Annotated in this window: 17 protein-coding genes and 3 pseudogenes; 11 read left to right on the top strand and 9 right to left on the bottom strand. The window is 62.2% G+C overall.

Annotated elements, in window-relative coordinates:
* Positions 1-7: 7 nt before the first annotated feature.
* The 4 genes and pseudogenes from ybaK to OIU37_RS18280 all read right to left on the bottom strand — a co-directional run bounded on the left by ybaK (position 8) and on the right by OIU37_RS18280 (position 2,737).
* Positions 8-481, bottom strand: coding sequence for a Cys-tRNA(Pro) deacylase (gene ybaK, locus OIU37_RS18295; RefSeq protein WP_264258258.1), 474 nt, complete (start codon positions 479-481; stop codon positions 8-10).
* A 32-nt stretch (positions 482-513) separates the two neighbouring features.
* Positions 514-864 (bottom strand): ArsC family reductase, encoded by a 351-nt coding sequence (locus OIU37_RS18290; protein WP_264258257.1) that lies wholly within the window; start codon positions 862-864, stop codon positions 514-516.
* Positions 865-982: 118 nt separating this feature from the next.
* The gene (locus OIU37_RS18285; RefSeq protein WP_264258256.1) at positions 983-2,044 is read right to left on the bottom strand and encodes a succinylglutamate desuccinylase/aspartoacylase family protein; all 1,062 of its coding nucleotides are present in this window, start codon (positions 2,042-2,044) and stop codon (positions 983-985) included.
* A 101-nt stretch (positions 2,045-2,145) separates the two neighbouring features.
* A pseudogene (locus OIU37_RS18280) lies at positions 2,146-2,737 on the bottom strand (2'-5' RNA ligase family protein).
* A gap of 272 nt (positions 2,738-3,009) precedes the next feature.
* Here OIU37_RS18280 and OIU37_RS18275 point away from each other — a divergent pair.
* On the top strand, positions 3,010-3,573 hold the full coding sequence (locus OIU37_RS18275) for a methylated-DNA--[protein]-cysteine S-methyltransferase (protein ID WP_264258255.1): 564 nt from the start codon (positions 3,010-3,012) through the stop codon (positions 3,571-3,573).
* Between the two features lie 87 nt (positions 3,574-3,660).
* On the opposite strand, the gene OIU37_RS18270 is transcribed toward OIU37_RS18275, so the two are convergent.
* The 3 genes from OIU37_RS18270 to OIU37_RS18260 are packed head-to-tail and all read right to left on the bottom strand — an operon-like array spanning position 3,661 to position 5,685.
* Positions 3,661-4,395, bottom strand: coding sequence for an SDR family oxidoreductase (locus OIU37_RS18270; protein WP_180694039.1), 735 nt, complete (start codon positions 4,393-4,395; stop codon positions 3,661-3,663).
* Between the two features lie 56 nt (positions 4,396-4,451).
* Complete coding sequence (locus tag OIU37_RS18265) at positions 4,452-5,303, bottom strand: oxidoreductase (protein ID WP_264258254.1); 852 nt, start codon at positions 5,301-5,303, stop codon at positions 4,452-4,454.
* A gap of 58 nt (positions 5,304-5,361) precedes the next feature.
* Positions 5,362-5,685: an Atu4866 domain-containing protein gene (locus OIU37_RS18260; RefSeq protein WP_264258253.1), complete on the bottom strand. Its 324-nt coding sequence runs from the start codon at positions 5,683-5,685 to the stop codon at positions 5,362-5,364.
* Positions 5,686-5,838: 153 nt separating this feature from the next.
* On the opposite strand from OIU37_RS18260, the gene OIU37_RS18255 reads away from it, so the two are divergent.
* The 5 genes and pseudogenes from OIU37_RS18255 to OIU37_RS18235 form a co-directional block, all read left to right on the top strand.
* Positions 5,839-6,735 (top strand): LysR family transcriptional regulator, encoded by an 897-nt coding sequence (locus OIU37_RS18255; RefSeq protein WP_264258252.1) that lies wholly within the window; start codon positions 5,839-5,841, stop codon positions 6,733-6,735.
* A gap of 131 nt (positions 6,736-6,866) precedes the next feature.
* Positions 6,867-7,720: pseudogene (locus OIU37_RS18250) on the top strand (helix-turn-helix transcriptional regulator).
* Between the two features lie 37 nt (positions 7,721-7,757).
* Positions 7,758-8,303, top strand: a complete 546-nt coding sequence (locus OIU37_RS18245) for a YbhB/YbcL family Raf kinase inhibitor-like protein (protein ID WP_264258251.1) — start codon at positions 7,758-7,760, stop codon at positions 8,301-8,303.
* Between the two features lie 294 nt (positions 8,304-8,597).
* Entirely contained in the window at positions 8,598-9,440 is an 843-nt protein-coding gene (locus OIU37_RS18240) for an SDR family NAD(P)-dependent oxidoreductase (RefSeq protein ID WP_264258250.1), read from the top strand.
* Positions 9,441-9,543: 103 nt separating this feature from the next.
* Positions 9,544-9,783, top strand: a pseudogene (locus OIU37_RS18235) (GyrI-like domain-containing protein); the annotation flags it as partial.
* A gap of 209 nt (positions 9,784-9,992) precedes the next feature.
* Here the strand turns inward: OIU37_RS18235 and OIU37_RS18230 are convergent.
* The gene (locus OIU37_RS18230) at positions 9,993-10,940 is read right to left on the bottom strand and encodes an AraC family transcriptional regulator (protein ID WP_264258249.1); all 948 of its coding nucleotides are present in this window, start codon (positions 10,938-10,940) and stop codon (positions 9,993-9,995) included.
* Positions 10,941-11,051: 111 nt separating this feature from the next.
* On the opposite strand from OIU37_RS18230, the gene OIU37_RS18225 reads away from it, so the two are divergent.
* The 3 genes from OIU37_RS18225 to OIU37_RS18215 all read left to right on the top strand — a co-directional run bounded on the left by OIU37_RS18225 (position 11,052) and on the right by OIU37_RS18215 (position 13,836).
* Positions 11,052-12,047 carry an aldo/keto reductase gene (locus tag OIU37_RS18225; RefSeq protein WP_264258500.1) on the top strand — a complete coding sequence of 332 codons (996 nt, stop codon included), beginning with the start codon at positions 11,052-11,054 and terminating at the stop codon, positions 12,045-12,047.
* A 28-nt stretch (positions 12,048-12,075) separates the two neighbouring features.
* Positions 12,076-13,110 (top strand): aldehyde reductase, encoded by a 1,035-nt coding sequence (locus OIU37_RS18220; RefSeq protein WP_264258248.1) that lies wholly within the window; start codon positions 12,076-12,078, stop codon positions 13,108-13,110.
* A 195-nt stretch (positions 13,111-13,305) separates the two neighbouring features.
* Complete coding sequence (locus tag OIU37_RS18215; RefSeq protein WP_171601903.1) at positions 13,306-13,836, top strand: dihydrofolate reductase family protein; 531 nt, start codon at positions 13,306-13,308, stop codon at positions 13,834-13,836.
* 79 nt (positions 13,837-13,915) lie between these two features.
* Here the strand turns inward: OIU37_RS18215 and OIU37_RS18210 are convergent, their stop codons facing one another.
* Entirely contained in the window at positions 13,916-14,812 is an 897-nt protein-coding gene (locus tag OIU37_RS18210; RefSeq protein WP_171601902.1) for a LysR family transcriptional regulator, read from the bottom strand.
* Positions 14,813-15,103: 291 nt separating this feature from the next.
* Here OIU37_RS18210 and OIU37_RS18205 point away from each other — a divergent pair, with 291 nt between their 5' ends.
* On the top strand, positions 15,104-15,835 hold the full coding sequence (locus OIU37_RS18205) for an SDR family NAD(P)-dependent oxidoreductase (RefSeq protein WP_264258247.1): 732 nt from the start codon (positions 15,104-15,106) through the stop codon (positions 15,833-15,835).
* Positions 15,836-16,050: 215 nt separating this feature from the next.
* Positions 16,051-16,650 carry an NADPH-dependent F420 reductase gene (locus OIU37_RS18200; RefSeq protein ID WP_240604259.1) on the top strand — a complete coding sequence of 200 codons (600 nt, stop codon included), beginning with the start codon at positions 16,051-16,053 and terminating at the stop codon, positions 16,648-16,650.
* The last annotated feature ends 208 nt before the right edge of the window (positions 16,651-16,858 follow it).

The following is a 16,858-nucleotide window of genomic DNA, read 5'->3' as shown; positions in this document are numbered from 1 at the left end:
GCTCCGATCAGGCAATCAGCGGCGCGGCGACAGCTTTCAGCGCCTTCAACGCATGCTTCGGATCGAGCCGCACCTGCAGCCCGCGCTGCCCGCCATTGATATAGACCAGCGGTTCGCCAAGCGCGGCCTCCTCGATCGCCGTCGGCACGGTCTTCTTCTGGCCGAACGGGCTGATGCCGCCGACATAGTAGCCCGTCAGCCGCTCGGCATCGGCAGGCTTCATCATATGGGCCGATTTACCGTGAAAGGCGCTGGCAAGCTTCTTCATGCTGACTTCGCGGTCCGACGGCACGACGACGCAGACCGGTTTGCCGTCCACCTCCGCCATCAGCGTCTTCAGCACCCTATGCGGCGCCTCGCCGAGTGCTTCGGCCGCCTGCAGCCCGACGCGCTCGGCATTGGGGTCGTAGTCATAGGAGTGAACGGTGAAGGCGACGCCCGCCTGCGAAAGAACCTGTGTCGCGCGCGTGGTCTTGGACATCTCTTTCCCTCGTGAGTTCACCCGGCCGCCTGTCAGCTTCCGAATGTTCCGGCGTAAATCTCCGGCTTGAAGCCGACCAGCAATTTCCCCTCCGCCTCCAGCACCGGCCGCTTGATCATCGACGGCTGCTCGAGCATCAGTTGGAGCGCCTTCTCCCGGGTGAGGTTCTCGCGCTCCGCATCCGGCAGTTTGCGAAAAGTGGTGCCGGCGCGGTTGAGCACGGTATCGAGGCCGGCCTGGTCGATCCAGGTTTCGAGATGGGCGCGGTCGATACCGAGCGCCTTGTAGTCGTGAAACTCATAGGCGACGCTGTGTTCTTCCAGCCAGCTGCGGGCCTTCTTCATCGTGTCGCAATTCTTGATGCCATAGATGGTGACGGCCATGCCCGATCGATCTCCCTGTGATGGCAGCGAGATAACATGCACGAAGGCCGGCGCAAACGCTGCGCGACGTTTTATCCCCGAGCGCGTCGATAATCGCAGCAGGACAAACCGGCCCCGCTCAATTCTCCAGCGTGCCGGCCTTGCGGGAAGCCTTGCTGGGTTCGTCGCAGGCGATCTTCATCAGGTCGCCGCGCCGCCGCACCAGCCGGTCGGAGGTCCGGGTCAGGATCAGCCCGTCCTGCGGCGCGGTGAGCTCGATGCTGCCGCCCGGCTGCCCCGGCCGGGTGACGATCGTCACTAGGCGGTCGCCTTCGGCAACCCTCTCGCCGATATCGCGATGGAAAAGCACGGCGCCGCCTTCTGGCGTGCGGATGATCTCGACATTGTCGAGCGGCACGGCCGGACCGGAAAATGCCGTTGCCGCCGGTTTTTCGTCGCCAACGATCCCGCGTGCCGCGAGGAAGCGCCAGAGCCCGTCCGCATCCGATTTCGCCAGTACCGGATCGACGTCGCGCTTGCCGCGCAGCTCGACGGTGACGGAGAGTTTGCCGGGCAGCCGGGGGCGGCGTTCGCCGGGCACTTCATATTTCCAGGCAAAACCGACGGCCTCCTCGAAGGCCGAGCTTTCGCCATCCGAAAGCAGCACGGCCTCCATGTCGAGCGCGGCGGCGAGATCGGCCGCCTCCGGCCAGAAGGCCTCGTCGATATAGGCATATTGCAGGGATTCGTCGTCGCAATGCAGGTCGAGCACGAGATCGGCCCCAAGCGCCATATGCAGCAGCTGCCGCTTCAGTCTGTCGGTAGCCGGGTAATCATCGAGATCCTCGATCAGCGTCGCGCGATCGACAATGGAGATCAGCGGAAAATCCCGGTTGAAATTGGTGCGTGAGCCCAAGTCGAAACGACCCTGCAGCTCGCCGAAATGCGATTGCGCCGCACCGATCGGATTGGCCTGCGGCACGATGGTGATGTCACCGGCGATCCCACCTTGGCTTTCCGCCTCCCGCAGCCTTTCGCAGAGGAAATGCAGCAGCACCGTTCCCGGCAGCTCGCCGGCATGCAGTGCCGCCTGGATATAGGTCTTCGGCGCTTTCGGATCGCGGCCTTTAAAGCCCAGCACCGGCAGTCGCCACTCCGTTCCCGGCGTATCTCCAGGGATGATGATCTCTGAAACGTCCATGCTGATTTCGCTCCCCGTTTGCACCGATGCCGGAACAGGCTTCGAAGCTTTATGCGCGGAAATCAGGCAAGCGCAAGCCGAGATCCGCGAACTCGCTGTCCTCAGCCGAGCAACGGCCAGCGATCGATGATCCGATGTTCGGATTTTCCGAGAACACTGTGGATGAGCAGGAATTCGGACGCCGTCCATGAAACGGGTGTGTCGAGGGTCGCCGGCGGCACGGTCTTGCGGTCGTAGAGCAGTGTCATGTGCGGCTTGAAATTGCGGCCGATATTGTGCGGAAATCCGGCATTGTGCATGCTGACGCCGAGTTGGACGCGCAGTCGGGTGAGCGGTTTCCGTCCGCCTTCGCCGCAAAGCACAAGCGCTCGGGCCTGCGGGAATCGCATGACCCGATCGAAGCTCATTGCGATCGGGGCACTCTCGACTGTGGCGCCGGCCTGTAGCGCTGCGAAGACCACATCCTCCGGCAGCCTCGCATAGTCGCCGACCCAGATGATCGTTACATGCAATGTCGTCAGCCGCGGCAAGGGAGAAGGCTCGACAATAGTCATGGGCGATCGACGCCGCCTGCTGCTCGATGGCGTCAGGAGGATAGAGGGCGAAGAAAAGTCGATGTTCAGCATCGTGATTCTTGCCCGGCCGTCCGCGCCCTTTTTTGTCGTCTCCGAAGTCGAGGAGCATCTGGTTCATAGAATTTCAGGCGTCATGACCCACCTCGTCGTCTCCAAAAAGCAAAGCAGGCTATTGCCGAAAGAACGAAAAAGCAAGAACAAAAAGAGAACATAATCCCCCAATATGCTGGCCGTCGAAGTAATCAGATCCATCACCTCCGGGTCCGGATGGAGTGTATGTTTCCTGGGGACCGCGATCTTTCCCGAAAGCCCGGCGCGCGCAAGAAACGGGTTGAAACAGCGGCCGTCCCATACGATTTTGGTGGTAATCGAAAACGCGGAGGCTGTGTCATGGGCCAGACCATAGACCACTATCTCATCTTCGAAACCGCGGGCGGTTTCTGCGGCATCGCCTGGAGCGATGCCGGCATCACCCGCTTCCAACTGCCGACCAAATCAGCGGAAGCGACCGAACGGCTGCTGCTGCGCCGCCTGCCGGATGCCGAAGCCGGCGCGCCGACGCCTGCTGTGCTGGAAACGGTCGCGGCCGTGAAGCGCTACTTCCAGGGCGAGGAGACGGATTTTTCCGGCGTCGAACTCGATCTTGCCGGCCAGGATACCTTCTTCCGGGATATTTATGCAGCGGCAAGGCGTGTCGGCTGGGGCCGCACCACCACTTACGGCGCGCTGGCCAAGGAGCTCGGGGTCGGGCCGGAAGCCGCTCGCGACGTCGGCCAGGCGATGGCGAAAAACCCGGTCGCTTTGATCATTCCCTGCCACCGGGTGCTTGCGGCCGGCGGCAAGATCGGCGGTTTCTCCGCTCCCGGCGGTTCGTCATCGAAGGCCCGCATGCTGGAGCTCGAAGGCGTCAACCTTGCACCGCCGCCGTCTGCCCAGCAGTCGCTGGGTTTTTAGGCGGCGGAGGCTTTTCGTTTTCCGCAATTCCGGACGCAAAAACGCTCTACACTTTTGCTGGAATTGCGTTGGCAAAGTCTCAGCCACTCAATGCGGGCTGGCTGTCGGCCGGATGATGATCTCGCTGACATCGACGTCATCAGGCTGGCTGACGGCGTAGAGGATCGAATTGGCGATGGCCTCGGGGCTGATCGTGATCGCCCTGAAAGCCTTCATGGCATCGCGCGCCGTCGGATCGGTGATGGTGTCGGCCAGTTCCGATGTCGTCGTGCCGGGAGAGATGACGGTCACGCGGATACGATCGGTCTCCTGCCGCAATCCGTCCGAGATCGCACGCACCGCAAATTTCGTCGCGCAATAGACGGCCGCCGTCGGCGAGACGCTGTGGCCACCGATCGAAGACAGGTTGATGATCTGCCCTGATCCCTGTGCCTTCATGATCGGAAGCGCTGCCGCGATGCCGTAGAGAACGCCCTTGATGTTGACGTCGACCATCCGGTCCCACTCGTCGACCTTGAGAGCCTCGAGCGGCGAGAGCGGCATGACGCCGGCATTGTTGACGATGACATCCAGCCGGCCGAATTCCGACCTGGCAAAGCCCGCGAAAGCCTCCACCTGGGAACGGTCGGTGACGTCAAGCTGTCGCAGGCGCACCGTCCCGCCCTTTGCGGCGATTTCGCCGGCGAGTTCCTCCAGGCGCTCGGTGCGGCGTGCGCCGATCACGATATGGGCGCCTGCGGCAGCCAGTACCTTTGCCGCAGCCTCTCCGATGCCGCTGCTGGCTCCGGTGATGGCAATGACTTTTCCTTTGATATCAGACATTTCAAGCTCCATTTGCACGCCGCTCGCCTGGCGATGCGGCTGAGGGTTTTTGGTGGTCAGGTGGGAAAATCGGCGCTGAGCGTCGTCTCCGCCCAGGCATCGAAGTTTGCGCGCAGCGCATCGAGCCGTTCGCGGGCGATCTTCAGGGCGGGTGCGCCGAGCAGCAGGCGCAGCGGCGGCGCGTCCGCTTCGAACGCCGAGATGATCGCGGTGGCCGCGCGCGTGGGATCGCCCGGCTGGTTGCCGGAGATCGAGCGGGTGGCCTGGCGCCGCTTGCCGGATGTTTCGGCATAGTCTTCGATGATCGTGCTGGATTCGACCATCGACCGGCCGGCCCAATCCGTGCGGAAGGCGCCGGGTTCGAGGATCGTCACATCGATGCCGAGCGGTTTGACCTCATGCGAAAGCGATTCCGACAAGGCTTCGACCGCGAACTTGGTGGCGTGGTAGTAGCCGGTTGCGGCAAAAGCGACGAGCCCGCCGAGCGAGGAGACGTTGAAGATATGCCCTTGCCGGCGTCGGCGCATGCCCGGCAGGACCCGCTTGGTGACGGCGATCAATCCGAAGACATTGGTCTCGAACTGAGCGCGTATCTCCGCATCGTCGCCCTCTTCGATCGCCGAGAGGTAGCCGTAGCCGGCATTGTTAACGAGGACATCGATCGCGCCGAAATGGGTTTCGGCATCATGAACGGCGCGGGCGACGGAGTTGCTGTCCGTCACATCGAGTGCAAGGGCGAGAGCGCGGTCGCCATGCTCTGCCGTGAGATCTGCCAGGCTCTCGGGTCTGCGCGCCGTCATGGCGGCGCGCCAGCCACGCGCCAGGACGGCTTCGGCGAGCGCCCGGCCGAGGCCGGACGATGCGCCGGTGATAAACCAGATGGGTGTTGGGGAAGACATGATCGTCATCCTTTCCGGCCGGCAAACGCGGCCTTCTCCCGTGGGGTATTGCCTTTCAGGCGGCGCGTCATTTGCGCCGAAGCACCATGCCGCCATGATGGAGGGTGTTACCGTCGACGAAATCGCCGTCGGCCGTAAAGCCCGTATCATCCCAATATTCGATGTGGCTTCCGGTGACTTCGTAGCGTCCCCGGTAGGCGCTTTCCCGGTTGCCGCGGGCTTCGTCGTAGCGGCCAGTGGGCAGAAGTTCGTGGCGGACGCGGCCATCATCCGTAACCCACATCCCGACATAGGGATGTTGCTGCATTGTGTTCTCGCTTGTTTGTTGCTGCTGAGTTTCTCGGTCGTTCACAGTATCGGCGGCGGACGAACCGGTCGCCGCGCCAGCCAAGGTGACCGCCGTTAAAAACTGCAGGACGGGGTTTTTGAATCCTTCGAATTGCCTTGCCTTTCGAAGCCTTCATGACCTCGACTGAAAGATAAGACGGAGAAGCCGAGCGATTAAGTTGCCAATCCAGGATGACGTGGTTAGAAATGCTAACCAATGGTCGACGATCTTGAAGGCATTTCAGTTTTTCTTGCTGTGGCGGAGGCGCGCAACTTCCGGCTCGCCGGCGAGCGGCTTGGCGTCACCCGCTCCGCCGTCAGCCAGGCCCTGCAACGCCTGGAAGATCGGGTCGGCGTCGCCCTGGTCCAGCGCACGACGCGCAGCGTCAGCCTGACCGAAGCCGGCGAAGTGTTCTTCGAGGCGGTTCGTCCATCGGTCCGCCAGGTCAAGGATGCGATGCAGACGGTGCGGGAAATGCAGGCGCGCCCAAGCGGCTGGCTCAGGATCACGGTTTCCTCGATCGCCGAGAACTTCCTCTCCGGCACCTTGCTGGCCGGCTTCTTGGAAGCCTGCCCCGACGTCAAACTCGATATCACCATCACCGATGACGAATTCGATATCGTCGAGGCCGGGTTCGACGCGGGTGTCCGGCTGGGCGAAGTGATCGAACAGGACATGATTGCGATTTCAGTCTCCGAAGAGCAGCGACAATGCGCGGCCGCATCCCCCGCCTATCTCGAGCGCCGCGGCCATCCCCACCATCCGCGCGAACTGCAGGACCACGCCTGCATCGGATGGCGGCCACGCCCGGATACGGCGCCCTATCGCTGGGAGTTCACCGAGAACGATCGCGACTTCGACGTCTCCGTCGATCCCGCCGTCACGACCAACGACATGGGCATGATGATCCGCATGGCCTGCGCCGGAGCCGGGATCACCTTCGGCATGGTGGAAACCTTCCAGCCCTATATCGACCGCGGGGAACTCATGCCGCTGCTGGAGGATTTCTGTCCGCCCTTCCCTGGCTTCTATCTCTACTACCCCGGGCGCCAGAGGCAGCCGCTGAAGCTGCGCGCGCTGGTCGATTATGTCGGCAGGTCCCGTAGAAGGTAGACATGGTCTCGGGATCCCCGGCTCAATGTTGCCGCTGCCACACGGTTTTGGTATTCCCGAGCCTCGCGGATCAGCGGTCGTCTTCATGCCAGCTCTGCCGGTCGCCGCTCTATCCCATTGCCGGAGAACATATGCTCGACGACGCCTTTCCCGTTCCGACCAGGGCCTTGATCCGCCAAGGCGGGCGCGCTTGTTTTTATCGTCTCGTCAATACCAGCCCCCTGTTGATCCAGGTGCAATCGGGCACGAAGATCGTCATGGCGGATGATAGGGCTTTGCGCCTCGAAGCGGGCGCCTTTGGCTTGCTGCCCGACTATCGTCCCTTGACGATGGAGAATATTCCCAAGGCGCCGCAGAAGTATCAGACCCTGGCGCTGCCTGTTCCACGCCAGCTCTTCGAGGAAGCCTATAGCAGGATGGGATCGATTGCCGTTCCGGCGAGGCCCGTCCCGGTAGGCGCCTCGAAGCTGCCGGAGGAAGCCGCGGCGTTGTTTGACTATTGCTGTAAGCCCGGCAATCTGACGAAGCTTCCCGGCGCCATTGCCAAGGCTCGTTTGATGGAACTGATCACCTGGTTTGCGCTCTGCGGAGCAGTGTTGGGCCAATGCCAAAGTCCTCGGCTCGAGGATCGCTGCGGCAGATGATTGAAGGTGATACGGCCTTTGATTGGACGCTGGGGCAGGCGGCGCGCGCGTTCAACATGAGCGAAGCGACGTTGAGGCGGAAGCTCGCCGCTGAGAATACCGGCTTCAGTGAGATCTTGAGCGATACAAGGATGAATCGCGCCCTGGGCCTCATTCAAACCACAACCCTGCCGATGGCGCAGGTTGCCCTTGAGGTCGGTTACGATTCACCATCTCAATTCGCGGCGCGATTCAAGGAGCGGTTTGGCGTCAATCCACGCCATGTGCGGGGCGGCTTCGAGCGTTTTGAGCGAATCGGGGCAGAAGTTGAGCAGACCGGGGCAGATATGCTCCAGCGCTGACGATAGTTCTGCTGCATCATCAACCGCAGGAAAACAGATGCGTTTCATCACAGCAGCACTTCTCGCCGCGTCCGTCTTCGGCGCTACGGCCGCACAGGCCGAAATGAAGCTCACCTCGAAGGATCTGGCCGCCGGCAAGGCGATGGCCGATGCGCAGGTCTTCAACAGCTTCGGCTGCTCGGGCAAGAACATCTCGCCGGAATTGACCTGGTCGGGTGCTCCCGAGGGAACCAAGAGCTTCGCCATCATGGCCTACGATCCGGATGCGCCGACCGGCTCGGGCTGGTGGCATTGGTCGGTGTTCAACATTCCCGCAGATACCGCGGAGATCGCCACCGGCGCCAGCGGGGACAAAAAGCTTCCCGCAGGCACTGTCGAAGGTCGCACGGACTTTGGTACATCCGGCTATGGCGGCGCATGCCCGCCGGCCGGCGATCAGCCGCATCACTACCAGTTCACCGTTTATGCGCTCTCGGTCGACAAGCTCCCGCTTCCCGATACGGCGCCGGCCGCCATGGTCGGCTTCTATGTCAGGGCAAACACGCTCGACAAAGCCTCCGTCGAGGTCACCTACGGCCGCTGAAGCCGGCTCAGGATCGCGGTCGTTAATCTCTCCATGACAATGGCCGGCCGAGGTGACGGAACCTCGGCCGCTTTCGTCCGCGTTCTGATGATTGTCTGAGAGACGAGCGGCGCATCCCGTGTCAGATTCGAGATGCAAAACATCGCAACGCTTCAATGAGGTCGGAAACGAAGGGGTTCCGTCGGTCTTCACAATGACTCGGTGGCGCCGTATTTTGCCGGCCAGGCAAGTCGCAGCCAAATACACTCCCTTCTGCCGTGCCGATGCATAACCATCATCCAGGAGGCTACCAACATGAAAGACGTCGTCGCTTTGGTAACCGGCGGAAGCCGCGGTGTCGGCCGCGGGATTGCGCTTGCTCTGCTTGCTGAAGGAGCCACAGTACATGTTACGGGCAGAACGCGTTCCGAGGCAGAGGCAGGCCTAGGAGGTAAGCGCGTGGGTTCGCTGGAGGGGCTTCAGCTTGAAGCTGCGAAATTGCCTGGACGAGTGGTCATTCATCATTGTGACCACAGCAACGACACTGAGACCGAGCGGGTGGCCGAAGAGATTCGAGCCGGCAACAGGCTGGACATTCTGGTGAACAATGCATGGCCCGGCTATGAAAACATGGTAGAGGATGGCGAATTTACCTGGCCTCGAGCTTTCTGGGATCAGCCTGCGTGGCGATGGGATGCAATGATCGGCACGGCGCTGAGGGCGGCTTTCATGATGTCGCGCGCAGTAGCGCCAATGATGATCTCGACGCAGCGCGGTCTCATCGTCAACATTTCGTTCTGGGCGGCTCAACTCTACGAGGGGAACGCGATCTATGGTGTCGCCAAAGCTGCAGCCAATAAGATGGCTGCAGACTTCGCACATGATCTGCGTCCACATAATGTTGCGGCCGTCTCGCTCTATCCGGGTCTCGTCCGCACCGAAGCCGTCTTGCAGAACGCTGAATATTTCGACTTGTCCAATTCCGAATCCCCCGAATTCATCGGCCACGTCATTGCCGGACTTTGGCGAGACCCTGCACTGATGTCAAAATCCGGGCACGTCTTGGTCGCGGCAGAGCTGGCTGCGGAATACGACATTGCTGACGTCGACGGATACAGACCTGTTCCCCTCACAGCCGCGGACTTTGCGAACGGTTGAATACTCCCCTGTTGGCGCGAGTGGGATCAGCGGGCCTCTCCCGCGTGCTAGGGACGCCGTGGCACTTCGATTACCGGGCAGGAGGCCATCTATCAATGCACCCGGCGAGATCCCTGGCGGACGCTGCGCGGTGCTTCGTGTCGTCTGCAACACCGACAATCTGGAGCTCGCCGCGCTCTACCTTTATCGCGACTGGCTTCCGTCCAGCGGCGAGGAAGCTCGCGACTTCCCGATCTATTGCCAGCGGCTGAGCTTCTTCCCGGAGGTGCCGGAGCATGAGGCGGTGGCGGAACTGTTCCTGCCGCTGAGATACCGCCGTGTGATGACGGCCTGTCCATTCTGATCGCCGGAAGCGGACAGGCCGCTGTCCACGCCAGGCCGGCCGGGGGCCTGAGCGCTAGGCAATTCTATAATCCCCGCAAGCCGTCTGCCGACTACTATCGGCTCTCAGCGTACCATTCCAAGCCTGAGGTCCGAACCGCGAACGCGCCAGAAAGTACCGTCCGCCTTCGAACACCTGAGAGATACGCAACAGCAAAGGTCCGGAGTGCATCAGATATCCTTGACCTGTGTCAAACTGCGCTTGTGCATATTATCGTCTCGATAAGATTTCGGCGACTTACCGGCTACCCGCTTGAACGCGTTACTAAATGCGCTCTCCGACGTGTAGCCGACGGAGCGCGCGATCAATGCCACCGATTTTCCTGCCTCGTCCCGCAGTGCTTGCTCAGCCAGCCGCATGCGCCACTGTGTCAGGTAGGCCAGGGGCGCGACGCCGGCGACGGTGCGGAACCGGTCGGCGAACGTCGTCCGCGACATGGAGCAGGCAGCGGCGAGATCTTCAAGGTGCCATGCCCGCGCTGGATCCTCGTGCATCAAACGCAGGGCCGGCGCGATACGCGGATCGCTTAGCGCCCTTAGCCAGCCGCTGCCTTCGCAGTGTGCTCCGGCCAGATGGGCCCGCAGGATCTGGATGAAAAGCAGCTGCGCCAGTTGAGCGGATGCGAGTTCAGCGCCTGGTAAATCGGATCTTCGCTCCTCGACGAGCCGGTCGAGCAGCCAGCGGAACGTCGTGGCTGCGGGCAGACTCGCCCGCACGTGGATCCAGGGCGGCAGCACGTCCGCCAACAGGCGGCCGCTCACGGGATCAAGCAGGACATGTCCGCCGACATGCGCGAAGTCGTCACCGTCGCCGAGTTGAGCCGTCGTTCGCCCGACTCCGGAAAACAACGTCATCGCGTCGACAGGAGAGACATCCGGATCACTGGCGAGCACGAATGCTCGTGGCGCCGAGAGCAGCCCGACATCACCAGTTGCAAACCGGATAGGCGCTTCGCCGTCGAGCGTCACCCAGCAGCCTCCCTTTACGACGGCGAAGAACTTGATCGTCTTCGGCACGGGGAAACGGATCGCCCAAGGGCCACCAGCGGTGAATCCACCCGTGACCAGCGTTTCCGCCCGCGCAAGCTTGAGAATGTCGGAGAAGGGATCAGTGGTCATTTCGTATTCTCGCGCAAGTATTGCGTATTCTCAAGCATTCAACGTCCGCTTTGCCGCATCTATGTTCATTGCCACACAAACACAAACGCCAGAACGACGAGGCCAATGACAATGATATTGAGCAAACGGCAACTTGGACATCAGGGCCTCAAGGTCGGCGCGATTGGCCTGGGCTGTATGGGCATGAGCCAGTCCTACGGACCGGCCAACGAGGCCGAATCGATCGCCACCCTGCATCGCGCCATCGAGCTCGGCTGCGACTTCTTCGATACGGCGGAAGGCTACGGCCCGTACACCAACGAAGAGCTTCTCGGCCGCGCCTTCCGCGACCGTCGGGAGAAAGTGGTCCTCGCCACCAAGTTCGGCTTCCGATTCGAGAATGGTCGCCAACTCGGCACCGAGACCGACAGCAGCCCCGCCGCGATCCGCCAGACGGTCGAGGGCTCGCTGCGCCGGCTGCAAACCGACCATATCGACTTGCTCTATCAGCACCGCATCGATCGCAAGGTACCGATCGAAGATGTGGCGGGTACGGTCGGCGAGCTGGTGAAGGAAGGCAAGGTCCGCTTCTTCGGCCTGTCCGAGGTAGGTGCCGCCACGCTGCGCCGCGCGCATGCCACCCATCCGGTCTCGGCGCTGCAGAGCGAATATTCGCTGTGGGAACGCAATCTCGAAGCCGACGTGATCCCGGTCTTGCGCGACCTGGGCATCGGTCTTGTGCCGTTTTGTCCGCTCGGACGCGGCTTCCTGGCCGGCGGGGTGAAACGCGCGGAAGACTATCCTGAAGGCGATACCCGCCGCATCGACGAACGGTATCAGGGCGAGAATTACAGCGCCAACCTGCGGGCCGCGCGGGCAGTGTTCGACATCGCTGAAGCCAACGGTGTAAAGCCTGCGCAGATCGCGCTCGCCTGGCTGCTGCACAAGGGCGATTTTATCGTGCCGATCCCCGGCACCAAGCGTAGCGCCTACCTCGAGCAAAATGTTGCGGCAGACGCTGTCCGGCTGACGCCTGCTGAGATGCAGACGCTCGACAACGCACTGGCGACCGGCACGGTCTCCGGCAATCGCTATCCCGACTGGGTCATGGCGGGGATCGACCGCTGATGCGCAACAAGCAAGTCTGGAGATCGTTATGAGTGGCGAACTGGTGCTCGTGACCGGCGGAAGCGGGTTCATCGCGCAGCATTGCATCCTGGCGCTGTTGCGGGCGGGCTATCGCGTGCGGACCACGCTCAGGTCACTGTCGCGAGAGGCGGAGGCTCTCAGCAACCTTAGGACCGGCGGTGCAGAGCCGGGCGACCGCCTTTCGTTTATCGCCGCTGACCTTACCGCCGACGACGGCTGGGCGGAGGCTGCCGCAAGCTGTACCTATGTGATCCACGGCGCCTCGCCGACGCCGTCCGGCGATCAGCTGCGCGAGGAAGATTGGGTCGGGCCTGCGGTCGACGGCAATCTGCGCGTGCTCCGCGCGGCACGCGATGCGGGCGTGAAGCGGGTGGTGCTCACCTCGGCCTTCGGTGCGATCGGCGTCGGCCACAAACCGCGAAGTCGTCCCTTCGTCGAGACCGATTGGAGTGACCTGAACGGGCATGTGGCGCCCTATCAGAGATCGAAGACGCTGGCCGAGCGCGCGTCGTGGGATTTCATTGCCCGCGAGGGCGGCGGGCTCGAGCTTGCGAGCGTCAACCCCACGACCGTGCTCGGGCCCGCGCTCGGCCCCGATTATTCCCACTCGATCCGTCTCATCAAGAACTTGCTGGACGGTCAGCCGGCCTGTCCCAAGATTAACACCTGTGTTGTCGACGTGCGCGACGTCGCCGACTTGCATCTACGCGCGATGACCGATCCCGTCGCAAGGGGCGAGCGCTTCCTCGCCGCGTCGGGCGAAAGCCTGTGGATGGTCGAGATCGCCAGGCTGCTGAAGCAAAGTCTGGGGAAAGGCGCGAGCAGGGTGTCGACGCGCGTTTTGCCCAACGGGTTCGTCCGCGTCGTCGCATTGTTCAATCCGGCGATGAAGGGGATCGTGCCGCATCTCGGCGTCAATATGAACGCAAGCAGCGAGAAGGCCCAACGCCTGCTTGGTTGGGAGCCCCGCTCGCGCGAAGAGGCAATCGGCGCCACGGCCGAGAGCCTGATCCGCCTCGGCCTGGTCAACACGACGGATTAGAAATTGGAGACAGCCATGAAGATCGACGGCGGTTGCCCTACGGCAACGAGCGCCGCCTGCCGATATGGCATGGACACGGGGGTGGCGAGCATAAAAACCAATTGCGATATAAAACCAGTTGAACTAACGTACAACCGATTGCATAATGCAATCAGGCCTGCGCGCGGATATGCCGTTTAAGGAAAGGAAGTGAGCATGGCTAAGCTCGTGTTCGGAATGAACCAGTCCCTGGACGGCTACGTCGATCATATGGCGTTTGGGCCAAGCCCCACGCTCTTCCGCCACTTCATCGACGAGGCTCAGCGGCAGGCGGGCAGTGTGTACGGTCGCCAGATGTATGAGGTCATGCGTTACTGGGACGACGAACATCCTGAATGGGACGCAGAGCGACAGGCCTTCGCGGCGGCGTGGCGGAACCAGCCGAAATGGGTCGTCTCGCGCTCGTTGAAGTCGGTCGGTCCCAACGCCAGGCTTGTTGGGGAAGATCTTGCGGCCGCGATCCGCGAGCTGAAGGCAGAACGCGACGGGGAGATAGAAGTTGCCGGCCCCAATTTGGCGCAAAGCCTCACCGAACTGGGCCTGATCGATGAGTATCGAATCTACCTGCACCCCGTCGTGCTCGGTCACGGCAAGCCATATTTCGCCGGACCCCGGCCGCCGCTCCGCCTGATGGCGCATGACCGGATTGGCGAGGATGTGATCAGGTTGACCTACGTTCCGGCTTGATCTCGCGACTCGCCAGATGAAAATCGCAGAGCGGCTTCCGACCGGATGACGGCAAGCGTCGCCGGCGACCTGCCGGGCGTCAGTCGCGCGATATGGACAGGCCCGCGAGAAGCGGAGCGTACCCGGCGAGCCTGCGGGATACGAACTCCGTGAAGAGCCGCACGCGCTTCGTCTTGCGTGCCTCCCCCTGCGTGAGAAGCCAGAGCGTCCCATGCATGGGCAGGTCGGTGCCCGGCACCCTCACCAATAGAGCGTCGGCATCGCCGACGAAGCACGGCAGTTTCGTCATCCCGATCCCTTGCTGTACTGCAACGATCTGCGTCTCGGCGTCCGGGGTCCTGAACGGAACTCCCGTGGTGTGAACCTCTCCCTCGCGCGCCCAGACCGGGAGTCCATGATTGTCTATGACGATCCACCGAATGGGATCAGGCGCGCCCGCACGCCACGCGGCCAGTCGATCGCGAGACATGTAGACGCCGCTGAACAGCTCCGGTCCCTTCAGGCCGTGAAGATTGAGCGGCAGGGTCTTGCGGTCGGCGACAATGCGGATCGCGACGTCGGCCTCTCGGTTGGTCAGATTCGCCACCTCGCCGGTCGACAAGATTTCCATCTCGATGTCCGGATGGAGACGCGCGAAGTCGGCGAGATCCGGCATCAGCAGGTGTGTGGCGAGGAATGGTGGAAGCGTCACCCGCAAAAGCCCGCGCGCGCTCTGGTCGCGACCGAAGACGCGCGTCTCCAGCTGGTGCGACGACGCTTCCATCTGGTTCGCGAGCTCGAGGACCTCCTCGCCCGCAGCCGTCAGGCGGTAGCCCGAAGGCAGCTTTTCGAACATCTGCGCCCCCAGGCGTTCCTCGAGCTGCGCGATGCGTCGCAGCACGGTCGAGTGATACACCCCGAGGCCCTCGGCGGCAGCCCGCACAGAGCCCCCGCGCGCCACGGCAAGAAAGTAGCGAATGTCATCCCAGTCAATCATGGTGCCAGTCGATCATGGTGCAATCCGGCACCGCACGGTGCGCCTTCCAAAGCCCGTATCCAACCCATCCGTACAGCAGTACGGGCTGTCATTATAGCTTATGTTGACGAGCGCGGCGCAATTCCGAACGGCGGACACCGATCGTCGCGGCTGGCGTCAGTCGCCCAACCGGATCGATTTTGCACCACCGATGTGCACGCTTCCGCACTCAATGCCTGTCGCCGGCGAACCTATGTTGAGGTTCTCGGGGCGTCCCCGAACGATGAAAGACAGAGTCTGACAGGAGAAGTTATGGGAAAGCTTGAAAGTAAGGTTGCAGTCATCACGGGCGGATCGAGCGGCATGGCGCTGGCGAGCGCCAAGCGGTTCGTTGAAGAAGGCGCCTATGTTTTCATCACGGGCCGGAGACAGGAGGCGCTCGACGAGGCCGTCAAGCTGATTGGCCGGAACGTGACCGGCGTGCGCGGCGACGCGGCCAATCTCGACGACCTTGACCGCCTATTCGATACAGTCAAGCGGGAAAAGGGCAAGATCGACGTCCTCTACGCGAGCGCCGGCACGGGCGAAGCCGTCCCACTGGGCGAGATTACCGAGCAGCATTTCGATGCGACCTTCGGCCTGAATACGCGCGGCACGCTGTTCACGGTGCAAAAGGCGTTGCCGCTGTTCAACGATGGCGGATCGATCTTCATGACCGGATCAGTTGCTGTGAAAGGTTTTCCTGGTTACAGCGTGTATGCGGCGAGCAAGGCGGCGTTGCACGCATTCGCACGCGGGTGGCTCAACGAGCTGAAGGGCAGGAATATCCGGGTGAACGTGCTGCACCCGGGGCCGATCGCCACACCGATGCAGGACCAAGTCCTCACCGAGGAGGCGAAGCGGATGTTCGAATCCCTGATCCCGCGGGGAAAGATGGGTCGTCCTGAGGAAATTGCGGCGGCCGCGCTGTTTCTTGCCTCAGACGATTCGAGCTTCGTGAATGGGGTGGAGTTGTCTGTCGACGGCGGCTTCTCGGCCATCTGAAATCGCGTTGGATCACCGGAGGTGGCTGACCGTCCGGCCGCGCTGAAGTCATTCACGGCAGGAGGTCTACGAGTCAATTCAAGAATTCGAACCGCTGACGCGCATCGCTTGCGGTGGCGGTTCGAAGATCTCGCGAAGTCGCCATGCAGCGAAACGGATAACCCAGCGCCGTTGAAGGCCGGGGAATGAATATCAACACAAATCGGAGAAGTATTATGAGCTATGCGATTGTAGGATTCGGCAAGATAGGCCAGGCCCTCGCCCACGCCTTTGCCCGTAAAAACATCGAGGTGACCGTCGCGAGCCGCCGGCCGCCCGAGGCATTGGCGCCGCAGGCTCGGGCGATTGGCCCCACGGTCGTCGCCAAGTCGCTGCGGGATGCACTCGAGGCCGACACGATCATCCTGGCAGTCCCGTTCGGGGAACACCGCGAGGTTGCGAAGGCCCTGCAGAGCTGGGAAGGCAAGACAGTCATCGACACGACGAACGCATTTCCCGCCCCTGAAGAGCTGGACGGCCTCCCGTCCTCTGCCTTCGTCGCCAAGGCGTTCACCCGCGCCAAGCTCGTCAAAGGGTTCAATCATCTGATTGCCGCCACCCTGGCTGCCGATCCGGTCGTCGAGGGCGGCCACCGGGTCGTCTTTCTGTCGAGCGACGACGAGGACGCGATCGCTCCCGTGGCAGCCTTGGCCAAACAACTCGGGTTCGCACCCGTCACGCTGGGAAAACTCAACGAGGGTGGCGCGCTGGTGCACGCACGCGGCCGCACTTGGGGCCAGCTCATCTTCCAGGATTTGTTCAAGAAGGAGCAGTAATCGATCGACGACCGTGTGATCGACGCCGAGAACTGGTCGCGCGTGCTAGTGAAAACGAAAAGGTTAGAGCGGTTCCACGCTTCCGTGAAAAGCTGAACCGCTCTAACGTCTTCGAGCAGCGCGCGACCGATTCTTTGAAGGTCACAAAGGTCGCGAAGGTTGGGGTGGGCCTGACGGCGTATGGGCGCCCTTCGAAGAGCGGGAAGAC

It is taken from the genome of Rhizobium sp. BT-226 (assembly GCF_025847085.2).
Taxonomy (GTDB): domain Bacteria; phylum Pseudomonadota; class Alphaproteobacteria; order Rhizobiales; family Rhizobiaceae; genus Rhizobium; species Rhizobium sophorae.
This window is presented reverse-complemented; position numbering and strand designations above follow the sequence as displayed.

What these genes read in the sequence shown, in the direction of transcription:
- ybaK (WP_264258258.1), bottom strand. Translation starts at nt 481, where the DNA reads ATGTCCAAGACCACGCGCGCGACACAGGTTCTTTCGCAGGCGGGCGTC.
- OIU37_RS18290 (WP_264258257.1), bottom strand. Translation starts at nt 864, where the DNA reads ATGGCCGTCACCATCTATGGCATCAAGAATTGCGACACGATGAAGAAG.
- OIU37_RS18285 (WP_264258256.1), bottom strand. Translation starts at nt 2,044, where the DNA reads ATGGACGTTTCAGAGATCATCATCCCTGGAGATACGCCGGGAACGGAG.
- OIU37_RS18275 (WP_264258255.1), top strand. Translation starts at nt 3,010, where the DNA reads ATGGGCCAGACCATAGACCACTATCTCATCTTCGAAACCGCGGGCGGT.
- OIU37_RS18270 (WP_180694039.1), bottom strand. Translation starts at nt 4,395, where the DNA reads ATGTCTGATATCAAAGGAAAAGTCATTGCCATCACCGGAGCCAGCAGC.
- OIU37_RS18265 (WP_264258254.1), bottom strand. Translation starts at nt 5,303, where the DNA reads ATGACGATCATGTCTTCCCCAACACCCATCTGGTTTATCACCGGCGCA.
- OIU37_RS18255 (WP_264258252.1), top strand. Translation starts at nt 5,839, where the DNA reads ATGGTCGACGATCTTGAAGGCATTTCAGTTTTTCTTGCTGTGGCGGAG.
- OIU37_RS18245 (WP_264258251.1), top strand. Translation starts at nt 7,758, where the DNA reads ATGCGTTTCATCACAGCAGCACTTCTCGCCGCGTCCGTCTTCGGCGCT.
- OIU37_RS18240 (WP_264258250.1), top strand. Translation starts at nt 8,598, where the DNA reads ATGAAAGACGTCGTCGCTTTGGTAACCGGCGGAAGCCGCGGTGTCGGC.
- OIU37_RS18230 (WP_264258249.1), bottom strand. Translation starts at nt 10,940, where the DNA reads ATGACCACTGATCCCTTCTCCGACATTCTCAAGCTTGCGCGGGCGGAA.
- OIU37_RS18225 (WP_264258500.1), top strand. Translation starts at nt 11,052, where the DNA reads ATGATATTGAGCAAACGGCAACTTGGACATCAGGGCCTCAAGGTCGGC.
- OIU37_RS18220 (WP_264258248.1), top strand. Translation starts at nt 12,076, where the DNA reads ATGAGTGGCGAACTGGTGCTCGTGACCGGCGGAAGCGGGTTCATCGCG.
- OIU37_RS18215 (WP_171601903.1), top strand. Translation starts at nt 13,306, where the DNA reads ATGGCTAAGCTCGTGTTCGGAATGAACCAGTCCCTGGACGGCTACGTC.
- OIU37_RS18210 (WP_171601902.1), bottom strand. Translation starts at nt 14,812, where the DNA reads ATGATTGACTGGGATGACATTCGCTACTTTCTTGCCGTGGCGCGCGGG.
- OIU37_RS18205 (WP_264258247.1), top strand. Translation starts at nt 15,104, where the DNA reads ATGGGAAAGCTTGAAAGTAAGGTTGCAGTCATCACGGGCGGATCGAGC.
- OIU37_RS18200 (WP_240604259.1), top strand. Translation starts at nt 16,051, where the DNA reads ATGAGCTATGCGATTGTAGGATTCGGCAAGATAGGCCAGGCCCTCGCC.